At 60.5% G+C, this 11,161-nt stretch carries 10 protein-coding genes, 1 pseudogene and 1 riboswitch; of the genes and pseudogenes, 10 read left to right on the top strand and 1 reads right to left on the bottom strand.

The features are described from left to right. The 10 genes and pseudogenes from HMPREF2822_RS05075 to HMPREF2822_RS05030 all read left to right on the top strand — a co-directional run. Window positions 1-441: pseudogene (locus HMPREF2822_RS05075) on the top strand (hypothetical protein); the annotation flags it as partial. 449 nt (window positions 442-890) lie between these two features. Further along, a riboswitch (TPP riboswitch) is annotated at window positions 891-1,070 on the top strand. Then, a complete protein-coding gene (locus tag HMPREF2822_RS05070) occupies window positions 1,059-1,703 on the top strand; it encodes an ECF transporter S component (protein ID WP_070521793.1) in 645 nt (214 codons plus the stop codon). Its footprint overlaps the riboswitch before it by 12 nt. A 31-nt stretch (window positions 1,704-1,734) precedes the next feature. Further along, the gene (locus HMPREF2822_RS05065; protein WP_070521790.1) at window positions 1,735-3,171 is read left to right on the top strand and encodes an ABC transporter ATP-binding protein; all 1,437 of its coding nucleotides are present in this window, start codon (window positions 1,735-1,737) and stop codon (window positions 3,169-3,171) included. Between the two features lie 19 nt (window positions 3,172-3,190). Next, on the top strand, window positions 3,191-3,940 hold the full coding sequence (locus HMPREF2822_RS05060; protein WP_070521805.1) for an energy-coupling factor transporter transmembrane component T family protein: 750 nt from the start codon (window positions 3,191-3,193) through the stop codon (window positions 3,938-3,940). 124 nt (window positions 3,941-4,064) lie between these two features. Beyond that, window positions 4,065-4,598 carry an isopentenyl transferase family protein gene (locus tag HMPREF2822_RS05055; RefSeq protein WP_255362890.1) on the top strand — a complete coding sequence of 178 codons (534 nt, stop codon included), beginning with the start codon at window positions 4,065-4,067 and terminating at the stop codon, window positions 4,596-4,598. A gap of 245 nt (window positions 4,599-4,843) precedes the next feature. Beyond that, a complete protein-coding gene (gene rpsL / locus HMPREF2822_RS05050) occupies window positions 4,844-5,215 on the top strand; it encodes a 30S ribosomal protein S12 (protein WP_005286791.1) in 372 nt (123 codons plus the stop codon). A gap of 6 nt (window positions 5,216-5,221) precedes the next feature. Further along, on the top strand, window positions 5,222-5,689 hold the full coding sequence (gene rpsG, locus HMPREF2822_RS05045; protein WP_070521784.1) for a 30S ribosomal protein S7: 468 nt from the start codon (window positions 5,222-5,224) through the stop codon (window positions 5,687-5,689). 310 nt (window positions 5,690-5,999) lie between these two features. After that, a complete protein-coding gene (gene fusA / locus HMPREF2822_RS05040; RefSeq protein WP_070521781.1) occupies window positions 6,000-8,129 on the top strand; it encodes an elongation factor G in 2,130 nt (709 codons plus the stop codon). 366 nt (window positions 8,130-8,495) lie between these two features. Continuing rightward, window positions 8,496-9,686: an elongation factor Tu gene (gene tuf / locus HMPREF2822_RS05035; protein WP_070521778.1), complete on the top strand. Its 1,191-nt coding sequence runs from the start codon at window positions 8,496-8,498 to the stop codon at window positions 9,684-9,686. Between the two features lie 108 nt (window positions 9,687-9,794). After that, window positions 9,795-10,598 carry a hypothetical protein gene (locus HMPREF2822_RS05030; RefSeq protein ID WP_070521775.1) on the top strand — a complete coding sequence of 268 codons (804 nt, stop codon included), beginning with the start codon at window positions 9,795-9,797 and terminating at the stop codon, window positions 10,596-10,598. Window positions 10,599-10,825: 227 nt separating this feature from the next. Here HMPREF2822_RS05030 and HMPREF2822_RS13660 read toward each other — a convergent pair. After that, a partial coding sequence (locus tag HMPREF2822_RS13660; protein WP_232755594.1) for an HNH endonuclease signature motif containing protein occupies window positions 10,826-11,161 on the bottom strand: 336 nt, incomplete at its 5' end.

Here is an 11,161-nt window from a genome sequence, read left to right as displayed (position 1 = left end):
GTCGGTGAGGTTGATATCAAGATCACCGAGCCGGGCAAGGATGACACTGGTAAGCCGGATGATTCTTCTGATTGGGATGGTTCTTCAAACCTGTCTCCGCGTTGCATTAACACTGGCCTTGGTGTTGGTATCCCGCTGCTGTTCCTGATTCCGGTTGGCCTGGCTTCCCAGATGAATATTCCGGGTCTGAAGGATTTTGTTGCTCCGATTAATAAGCAGATTCAGAATTTGAATACTCAGCTGCAGAAGCAGGCTGGTGTGTTCAATGGCCCGCTGGCTGGCAAGGTTGCTGGTATTGATGCGCAGTTGAAGCGTTTCGGTGCTGAGTATCAGCAGGTTGCTGGTGCTGTGGCTCTGATTGCTGCTGGTGCTTTGGCTATCGGCCTTATCGCTGATGCTTGTGCTCCGGGTGCAGGTTCTTCCAACGGTTCCTCCAAGTAGGAGAAACGCAGGATGTGTTTCCTCTAATAACACCGCCCTGGGAGGTGCGTTAACCTCCCACCCAACTTGAGAGTTGATGACCAAGGCCATAACTGCCGGAGCTCAAAGCTTCGGCGGTGTGGCCTGGTTCATTGCTCGATTGTGTTTGTTTGATAGCTCCGAAATACACCCCGTTATTTCACATAGTCTTGGGTCTCTGCCGAAGCTTTTCCTTTCCTTAAGCTGTAAGAGTGGAGACTCATGGCCACCGGATTTTTGCCGGTGTGCAGGCACCCCGTCGCGTAGGTCAGAGGACGCGGCGGGGTGCTTTCGTTTTCTGCAGAGAGAGTCCTAATGCGGCTTTGCCCATCAGGTAGAGGTAGATGTGCTCTTGTGGGTGGGGCTTGCTAAGCTGACAGTGCTTTTGAAGAGCATTTAGCCAGCGCTTTTGGTAGCTGGCGGCTTTAATTACACATCGTCACGGGTGCTTCCTCGTTGACCGCGATTGTGCTTAGTCCGGTTTCACTTCACTTGTGTTCTCCGGGTTTTGCGTGGGTTAGTTGAGGAGGCTGAGACGCCGCAGTGCAGCGGCGAACCGTCGAACCTGATCCGGATAATGCCGGCGAAAGGGAGGAATAATGAACTCTGTATCTCATGGCGCGTCTGTTAATGACGGCGCAACTGCGAATGGTGCTGCCCCGCGCAAACTGAACTGGCGCATTGTTGACATCGTGGTGGCTTCGGTGCTGGGCGTGGCGTGCGGATTCGTGTTCCTGGCATGGAACACGGTGGGATATGCCTGGTTTGAAGCTATGAATTCGCTCACGCCGGGCCTGGGTGGAATTGCTACCGGCATCTGGTTGATTGGCGGCGTCATCGGCGGATTGGTTATTCGCAAACCGGGTGCGGCACTCTACGTGGAGTTGCTGGCGGCCATCGTGTCCGCGGTGCTGGGCTCCCAGTGGGGTCCGAGCACTGTGTACTCCGGCATTGCCCAGGGCATTGGAGTAGAGATTGTCTTGGCTATCTTCCTCTACCGCCGCTTTGGCCTGGGCATCGCGATGCTCGGCGGCATGGCTGCGGGCTGGGGCGCGTTTGTGCTGGAGCTGTTTACCTCCGGAAACCTGGGCAAGACCCTGCAGTTCAACATCATCTACTTGGTAACGCTGAGCATCTCCGGCGCTGTGTTGGCGGGAGCTGTGGGCTATTTCGTGGTTCAGGCACTTGCAAAGACCGGTGCGCTGGACCGCTTCGCGGTTGGGCGCGAGCAGCACAGGGCTTAGACGAGTGTTGGTTTAAGTGTTGGTTTAGTTGATGGCTGATCTGGGTAGTACTGGGGCCACGAAGCTTGTGGCTCGTGGCTATGGCTGGACGCACGCGGGGAGGCGTGCGCCGGCGCTGGCTGATATTGACTTGGTTGTATCGCCGGGGGAGAAGGTGCTGCTGTGTGGTGATTCCGGGTCCGGGAAATCCACCTTGCTGGCGGCCATTGCGGGTGTGCTTGGTGGGGATGATGAAGGTACCCGCGAAGGTGAGATTCTTCTGGAGGATGCCACCGGGCACGTCGAGCCACCCGGGCGCACGATTCCGGTGGGGCTGGTGCTGCAGGACCCAGACTCGCAGGTCATTGCTGCACGCGTTGGTGATGACGTGGCCTTTGGCTGCGAGAATCTGGCTTATCCGCGTCCTGAGATTTGGCAGCGGGTGTCTGCGGCGCTATCGATGGTGGGTCCTGATGTTGACTTGTCGTTCCCCACGGAGCGTCTCTCCGGAGGGCAGAAGCAGCGCCTAGCTTTAGCTGGTGTTATTGCGATGGGGGCGGGCATGGTGCTGCTCGATGAACCCACTGCGAACCTCGACCCAGAAGGCGCGCTGGAAGTCATCGAGGCGGTGTCCACCATGGTGGAGCGCACCGGCGCGACTCTCATCGTGGTCGAGCATCAACACGCGGCGTGGGAAGGGGTACTCGACCGCGCGATTGAGCTCAAGGACGGGCGCATCGTCGCTGACGGTCCGGTGGATAGCGTTGTCGCTCAGCGTTCCGTGATCGGCCTGCCGCAGGCGCGGGGGGACGGGGAGACGTCGTCAAGCAGCGCTGGGGGAGTGCCGGAATCGGCGGCGCTGTGGAGTACTAACCTGGTTACTCGCTTCGGGCCGCCGCGCAGCTACGCGTTGCCCCGGGGGATGTCCACGGTGATTACCGGGCCGAATGGTGCGGGCAAGACCACGTGGCTGATGACGGTGGCGGGGTTGCTTCCCGCAAAGTCAGGGGAGATTGGTGTGGCGGAGTACGTGCGGCGGGGGCTGAAGGGCTCGCCGCTGACGTGGAAGTCCCGGGAGTTGGCGGACCGCATTGGGTTCGTCTTCCAGAACCCCGAGCACCAGTTTGTCGCCCGCACCGTGGCGGAGGAACTGCGCGTGGCACCCCGGGTCATGCGCCGCGAGGTGCCAGAGAAGCGGATTGATCAGCTCGTGGAGTCGCTGCGTCTGGGGCATGTGCTCAACGCCAACCCGTTTACGCTCTCCGGAGGGGAGAAGCGCAGGCTGTCCGTGGCCACGGCGTTGGTCACTGCACCCGAGGTGCTGCTCCTTGATGAACCCACCTTCGGCCAAGACCCCCACACCTTCACGGAGTTGGTGTGGTTGCTGCGGCGCATGGCGGATGAGGGGACGACGATTGCCTCGGTGACCCATGATCCGTTGTTCATTTCTGCGTTGGGTGACCACCGAGTGGAGGTGAGCCGTGGCTAGTACAGATCTTTTGCACCGGATGAATCCGCTAACGCGCATCTTCCTGATGTTCGTGTGGGTTACGCCCTTGTTGCTCTCCGTGGACTGGGTCTCAGCGGCCGTGTCCTTGGGAATGACGCTGCTCTTCGCGCCGCTTTGTGGGGTGTCGTGGACGCGGTTGTTTAAAGCCGGTTGGTTCCTCTTTCTTATTGCGCCGCTGTCGGGAATCTCGATGCTGCTCTATGGCGAGCCCGGCGGGCGGGAGTACTTCAGCTGGTGGCTGATGACGGTCACGGATAACTCGCTGGAGCTGGCCCTCGCCATCACCCTGCGCGTTCTGGCGGTGGCGCTGCCCATGGTGGTGTTGGCGCGGGATATTGACCCGACGGAGCTTGGCGACGCCCTCTCCCAGATCCTCAAGCTGCCCTCCCGGTTTGTCATCGGGGCGGTGGCCGGGGTGCGCATGATGACGCTGTTCAAATCCGACTGGCAGTACCTCGCCATGGCGCGGCGCGCGCGTGGGCTGAGCGACCAAGGCCGTATCAAGCACCTCATCACCATGTCCTTCGGGTTGTTGGTGTTAGCCCTGCGCCGCGGAGGCAAGTTGGCCACGGCGATGGAGGCGCGCGGGTTTGGCCGCACCCCGCCGGGCGGTGGCCAGCGCACGTGGGCGCGGCCCTCCCGCCTAGTCGCGCGGGACTGGCTAGCCATGGTGGTGGGAGCCGGCCTCGCGGCGCTACCGGTGGTAGTTTCGGTTCTCAGTGGGTCCTGGAGATTCTTCGGACTCTAGGACGAACTCTCGCAACGCTGCACGCTAGACGTACCCAGAAGTGGTGAAAGAACACATGCAGGACACGGACCGCACGGACCATCGGGAAGGCGGTAAGGACACTGCCCAAACTCACGCCGCAGAGATGGACAGGCTCTTAAACGATGTGCTGTCGCTCGCGGCAGCGCGCAAGCGCCCGATGCGCCCGGTGACCGTGCTTATCGACGGCCCCTCCGGCGCCGGCAAGACCTGGACCGCTGCGGCCCTGGCGGAGCGTACCGGGTGGCGGGTAGTCCACCTGGACGAGTTCTACCCCGGCTGGCACGGGTTGGAAGAAGGCTCCGCCATGGTGGCGGAGCAAGTGCTGCGGGAGAATAACCCGGGCTACTGGCGCTGGGATTGGGAGGCCAACGCGCCGAAGGATTGGGCCAGCGTGGATGAGCGCGATGATCTGATCGTCGAGGGCGTGGGTTCAGTCACTGGGGCCACCGTGGACGTCGCCAAGCAGCGCGGCTGCGTGGTAACCGTGCACATCGACGGCCCACGCGAGAAGCGCCGCGAGCGCGCCCTCGAGCGTGACCCCGGTTATGAAGAGTGGTTCGAAACGTGGGAGCGGCAGGAAAAAGAGCACTTTGCCGAGCGCGCAGTAGACGCGGACCTGACCTGGGAGTGGCGCTAGTACGCGCCGGTTACTGAGGCAACTGGGGGAGCCACAGGCCGGATTTGGGCAGATCAGCGCGCCGGTGGTAGTCTGTCCAAGGTTTCATCTTTATGGATGAAAAGTCTGATCGACATCTCAGCCGGCATCTGGTTGAGGAGCGTTCTGGACATGCGGTAGGGCCCCGGAGAAGAGCCCCTATTTTTGCATGTTTGGGCGAGTCAAGCGGTCAGTTCAAGCCGAAGTCATAGAGAAAGACTAGATTTATGCCAACTATTCAGCAGCTGGTCCGCAAGGGCCGCCACGACAAGAAGGCCAAGGTTGCTACGGCCGCCCTGAAGGGCTCCCCGCAGCGCCGTGGCGTGTGCACCCGCGTGTACACCACCACCCCGAAGAAGCCGAACTCGGCTCTGCGTAAGGTTGCCCGTGTGCGCCTGACCTCCGGTATCGAGGTTTCCGCCTACATTCCGGGCGAGGGCCACAACCTGCAGGAGCACTCCATGGTGCTCGTCCGCGGTGGTCGTGTGAAGGACCTCCCGGGTGTTCGCTACAAGATTATCCGCGGCGCACTGGATACCCAGGGCGTGAAGGACCGTAAGCAGGCTCGTTCCCGCTACGGCGCAAAGAAGGGACAGTAATCAACAATGCGTAAGAATGCTGCACCGAAGCGTCCTGTAGTTAAGGACCCGGTTTACAACTCCGAGCAGGTCACCATGCTCGTCAACAAGATCCTCCAGGACGGCAAGAAGTCCACCGCTGAGCGCATCGTCTACGGTGCTCTCGAGGCTTGCCGCGAGAAGACCGGCACCGATCCGGTCGGCACCCTGGAGAAGGCCCTGGGCAACATCCGTCCGGACCTCGAGGTTCGCTCCCGTCGTGTTGGTGGCGCTACCTACCAGGTCCCGGTTGAGGTTAAGCCCGCCCGTTCCAACACCCTGGCTCTGCGTTGGTTGGTGACCTTCACCCGCCAGCGTCGTGAGAACACCATGATCGAGCGCCTCGCAAACGAGATCCTCGATGCATCCAACGGCCTGGGCGCTTCCGTTAAGCGTCGTGAGGATACTCACAAGATGGCTGAGGCCAACCGCGCCTTCGCCCACTACCGCTGGTAATACCTGCGGTATAACCCGCCACACGGCATTATGGCTCGAACAGCGATATCATCGTTTACCTGCGCTGACAGTGCGTGCACGCGCTCCCTTCGGCGGAGCAGCGCACGCTAGTCGGTGCGGAATCTAAACCTTAATAGCGTTGTTCGGGCCATTTTTTATGGCGTAGGGCTTAAAGCCCTGCGACCTCACGCTGACGCGAAAGCCTGGACGTGGCAAAATAGACCAAGACCTATCCATGAAGACGTCATTTTATGTGAGTCGGTCACAAGCTGGCTCGGGCGTCGACGACAATTAAGTTGGGGTATTTACTGTGGCACAACAAGTGCTTAAGGACCTGAACAAGGTCCGCAACATCGGCATCATGGCTCACATCGATGCTGGTAAGACCACTACGACTGAGCGTATTCTCTTCTACACCGGCATCAACCGTAAGGTCGGCGAGACCCACGACGGTGCCTCCACCACCGACTGGATGGAGCAGGAGAAGGAGCGCGGCATCACCATTACGTCTGCTGCCGTTACCTGTTTCTGGAAGAACAACCAGATCAACATCATCGACACCCCGGGCCACGTTGACTTCACCGTTGAGGTTGAGCGCTCCCTGCGTGTTCTCGATGGCGCTGTTGCCGTCTTCGACGGTAAGGAAGGCGTCGAGCCGCAGTCCGAGCAGGTGTGGCGTCAGGCCGCTAAGTACGACGTCCCGCGTATCTGCTTCGTCAACAAGATGGACAAGATGGGTGCGGACTTCTACTTCACCGTCCAGACCATCATCGACCGCCTCGGCGCTAAGCCGTTGGTTCTGCAGCTGCCGATCGGCGCTGAGGATGACTTCGACGGCGTCGTCGACCTCATCGACATGCAGGCCGTGACCTGGCGCGGCAAGGTCGAGACCGGCGCCGAGCCCACCATCGAGGAGATCCCGGCCGACCTGCAGGAGAAGGCCGAGGAGTACCGCGAGAAGCTGCTCGAGGCCGTTGCTGAGTCCGACGAGGCCCTCATGGAGAAGTACTTCGGTGGCGAGGAGCTGACCAAGGAAGAAATCCAGGGTGCCATCCGCAAGATGACCGTCGCCTCTGAGATTTACCCGGTCCTGTGTGGTACCGCTTACCGCAACAAGGGCATCCAGCCGCTTCTCGACGCCGTCGTGGCATACCTCCCGAACCCGCTCGACGTCGGTGAGATCACCGGCCACGCTGTGGGCAACGAGGATGAGGTCATCACCCGTAAGCCGTCCGTGGAGTCCCCGTTCTCCGCACTGGCCTTCAAGATTGCAGCTCACCCGTTCTTCGGTCAGCTGACCTTCACCCGCGTGTACTCCGGCCAGGTTCTGCCGGGCACCGAGGTTATGAACTCCACCAAGGGTAAGAAGGAGCGCATCGGCAAGCTGTTCCAGATGCACGCCAACAAGGAGAACCCGGTGGAGCAGGCGGATGCCGGCAACATCTACGCCGTCATTGGTCTGAAGGAAACCACCACCGGTGACACCCTGTGTGACAAGGACAACCAGATCATCCTGGAGTCCATGGACTTCCCGGACCCGGTTATCAAGGTCTCCATCGAGCCGAAGACCAAGGCCGACCAGGAGAAGCTGGGTACCGCTATTCAGAAGCTGGCTGCCGAGGACCCGACCTTCACCGTCGAGCTCGACGAAGAGACCGGCCAGACCGTTATCGGCGGTATGGGCGAGCTGCACCTCGACGTCCTGGTGGACCGCATGAAGCGCGAGTTCAAGGTCGAGGCAAACATCGGTAACCCGCAGGTTGCCTACCGCGAGACCATCCGCAAGAAGGTCGAGTCCCTGGACTACACCCACAAGAAGCAGACTGGTGGTTCCGGTCAGTTCGCGAAGGTCATCGTCACCATCGAGCCTTACAACCCGGATCCGGAAGAGCTGGAAGAGGGCGAGTCCGCAACCTACAAGTTCGAGAACGCCGTCACCGGTGGCCGCGTTCCGAAGGAGTACATCCCGTCTGTCGACGCTGGTATCCAGGACGCTATGCAGTACGGCTTCGTCGCTGGCTTCCCGCTGGTGAACATCAAGGCCACCCTTGAGGACGGCGCTTACCACGACGTCGACTCCTCTGAGATGGCCTTCAAGCTGGCCGGTTCTCAGGTCCTCAAGGAGGCCGTCGCCAAGGCAAAGCCGGTTCTGCTCGAGCCGATCATGGCCGTTGAGGTCGTCACCCCGGAGGAGTACATGGGCACCGTCAACGGTGACATCTCCTCCCGCCGCGGCCAGGTCTTCGCTATGGAGGACCGCTCCGGCGCCAAGGTGGTTAAGGCTAAGGTGCCGCTGTCCGAGATGTTCGGCTACATCGGCGACCTGCGTTCTTCCACCGCAGGCCGTGCAAACTTCACCATGGTCTTCGATTCCTACGCTGAGGTTCCGTCCTCCGTGGCACAGGCCATCATCGAGGAGCGCACCGGCGCCAAGGCCTAAGGTTTAAGGGGGTCCGATGGACTCCCTGCCTTGTGGGGCTGGTAGTCTTCGCCAGTAGGCACCAGCCCCAGCGCTGGGGAGGTAGCGGTCCGCTGAGTGCGTAAACATTTTGCGCGTTGAGCCGGCCGTTACCCTCCCAGGATCCTTTAAATTGATTCTTGTCGAGGGTCAACGTCCGCACCTGATGGGCGGGGTTACCTCCTATTTGGGCAGTTTGAAAAAACTGCGGCATAAATCTAGGATCGTGTAACTGGCACGTAAGAAAGCGTCATTAGCGCTTATGAGCTTCGGCTCGAAGTGCCAATGGCAATACAAACCACGTGGCTGCGAAATACGTAGCCGCCATAGAGTCCAGGAGGACAAACAGTGGCAAAGGAGAAGTTCGAGCGTACGAAGCCGCATGTGAACATCGGCACCATCGGACACGTCGACCACGGCAAGACCACCACCACCGCAGCGATCACCAAGGTTCTGGCTGACGCTTACCCGGAGGAGAACACCGCTTTCGCCTTCGACATGATCGACAAGGCTCCTGAGGAGAAGGAGCGCGGTATTACCATCAACATCTCCCACGTTGAGTACTCCACCCCGAAGCGCCACTACGCACACGTGGACGCCCCGGGCCACGCCGACTACATCAAGAACATGATTACCGGCGCTGCTCAGATGGACGGTGCCATCCTGGTTGTTGCTGCAACCGATGGCCCGATGCCGCAGACCCGTGAGCACGTGCTCCTCGCTCGCCAGGTTGGCGTTCCGTACATCCTCGTTGCACTGAACAAGTGCGACATGGTTGACGATGAGGAAATCATCGAGCTCGTCGAGATGGAGATCCGCGAGCTGCTCGCCGAGCAGGACTACGACGAGGAAGCTCCGATCGTTCACATCTCCGCTCTCAAGGCTCTCGAGGGTGACGAGAAGTGGGCACAGTCCATCGTTGACCTGATGCAGGCTTGCGATGACTCCATTCCGGATCCGGAGCGCGAGCTGGACAAGCCGTTCCTGATGCCGATCGAGGACATCTTCACCATTACCGGCCGCGGTACCGTTGTTACCGGCCGTGTTGAGCGTGGTTCCCTGAACGTCAACGAGGACGTTGAGATCATCGGTATCCGCGACAAGGCTACCTCCACCACCGTTACCGGTATCGAGATGTTCCGCAAGATGATGGACTACACCGAGGCTGGCGACAACTGTGGTCTGCTTCTGCGTGGTACCAAGCGTGAGGACGTCGAGCGTGGCCAGGTTGTCATCAAGCCGGGCGCTTACACCCCGCACACCAAGTTCGAGGGTTCCGTCTACGTCCTGAAGAAGGAAGAGGGTGGCCGCCACACCCCGTTCATGGACAACTACCGTCCGCAGTTCTACTTCCGCACCACCGACGTTACCGGCGTCATCAAGCTGCCTGAGGGCACCGAGATGGTTATGCCGGGCGACAACGTTGAGATGTCCGTAGAGCTCATCCAGCCGGTCGCTATGGACGAGGGCCTGCGCTTCGCTATCCGCGAGGGCTCCCGCACCGTCGGCGCTGGCCGCGTTACCAAGATCCTCGACTAATTCTCGCTAGGGCCTAAGGCCCTTCCTGATTAGCAGGTCTGAAAGCCGCTCAATCCCTGTTGGGGTTGGGCGGCTTTGGTGATCGCGGGCCTACTAGGCTTAGGAGTCATGTTTGACCCAACCCGCATTGACCGCACCCTCGCCGCCTTGCGCGCTGCGTGGGAAGGTCAGCCGGATCTTCCCCTGGGAACCCTGTTTGGCATGCTGGCGGCTGAAGGGTACGGCTGGGGCGTGCCTGACGACGACCTCACGACCCGCTTGGAGTCCATGGCTGCCGTCCACCCACCGCTTGTGCCCCTCGACGCCAACCTCGTCACCGAAGGCCTCTGGCTCGTCATCACGCCATCTCACCGGGTGACGTTGGCTCCTCAGGTGCCCACCGCATCCACCTCGACGCAGCCGTCCACCGCACCAGCCCCGACTCAACACCGGGCGAACATCGAGCTCACTTCTCCGTCCGATTGCGTGGCGGTTGTACGCCCCGTGTCTAAGGATGGCCAGCTCGGGCAACCGGTGGCGTGGCGGGTTTCTGCGCTGTGCCCTGTCGGTCCAGGCCGGCCGCTCGTCATAGCCGATGCCGAGGGCTTTGATCACCGGTTCGGTGTTGTCGAGTCCGTCACCCGCCTGCGCGAGGACCATCGAGCCCTGTCAGGCCTCAAGCGCCGAAGCGTGGGGGACCGCGTGTGGTTCATCCGTACCGACTTGGAAACAATCCTCCTCGACCACGGCCTGCACATCATCGAGCGCAAGAATCGAGAGCTCATCCGCACCGACTTCGCCTGGCACCGCATCGAGGAGGGCGAAGTCGGAAAACCTTTCCGTGTCCACCTCTCACGCGGCACCATGCACAAGTTCGGCACCATAAAGGAACTCATCCTCGCGGAGTCTGAGCCGTGGAGCCCCTCCACGTAGTCCTGTCTTTACGTGGACCGCGACTAGGGATCGCCGATGTGCCTGTCAATCTTCATCCGGTTGGCGGGTTCGCCTTTTAAGGGCTTAACACTCGGAGGAAAGCGCGTGAATCGTGGTTAGGGATCGCCGGTATCCCCGTCAGCGTAGCTTCGACTGACGGGGTCGAACCGTTATCAGGCGCGATGAGGTGGTTGGCGGTGTCCTTTCTGTGTTCGGCGGCTGGGGTGTTAGGTGCTGTCGGGTGGTTCCTCTGGTGGTTGTCCTGCTTGTTCGGCGGCGAGTCTGGCTAGTGCTTCTTGGTATTCCGGCATTGCTGTTATTGGTGTACCCCAGGGTGGGATGAAGGCCACCCCGGTGTTAAGCCGGTACATGTAGCCACGCCCGGTAGGCCTTTGTGGGTCATCATCATTAATCCCGTTGTGGTAGGCGCACAAGAACGTCAGGTTCTTAATGTTGGTAAAGCCACCCGCCTGCCAGGGCACCAAATGATGGACCTGGCAGTAATCAGCCGGCTTATTACAGCCTGGTCTAGAACAGGTGTGGAATTCAGCATGCAGGGTAAG

The sequence above is a fragment of the Corynebacterium sp. HMSC062E11 genome, from assembly GCF_001811845.1.
GTDB classification, from domain to species: domain Bacteria; phylum Actinomycetota; class Actinomycetes; order Mycobacteriales; family Mycobacteriaceae; genus Corynebacterium; species Corynebacterium hesseae.
Note: the sequence above shows the minus strand (reverse complement) of the source record. Positions and strands in the feature narration are given on the sequence as shown.

Bases quoted from the DNA above. Each gene is read 5' to 3' on its own strand.
- rpsG (WP_070521784.1), top strand. From the start codon at position 5,222: ATGCGTAAGAATGCTGCACCGAAGCGTCCTGTAGTTAAGGACCCGGTT.
- HMPREF2822_RS05060 (WP_070521805.1), top strand. From the start codon at position 3,191: ATGAATCCGCTAACGCGCATCTTCCTGATGTTCGTGTGGGTTACGCCC.
- HMPREF2822_RS05030 (WP_070521775.1), top strand. From the start codon at position 9,795: ATGTTTGACCCAACCCGCATTGACCGCACCCTCGCCGCCTTGCGCGCT.
- HMPREF2822_RS05070 (WP_070521793.1), top strand. From the start codon at position 1,059: ATGAACTCTGTATCTCATGGCGCGTCTGTTAATGACGGCGCAACTGCG.
- rpsL (WP_005286791.1), top strand. From the start codon at position 4,844: ATGCCAACTATTCAGCAGCTGGTCCGCAAGGGCCGCCACGACAAGAAG.
- HMPREF2822_RS05065 (WP_070521790.1), top strand. From the start codon at position 1,735: ATGGCTGATCTGGGTAGTACTGGGGCCACGAAGCTTGTGGCTCGTGGC.
- HMPREF2822_RS05055 (WP_255362890.1), top strand. From the start codon at position 4,065: ATGGACAGGCTCTTAAACGATGTGCTGTCGCTCGCGGCAGCGCGCAAG.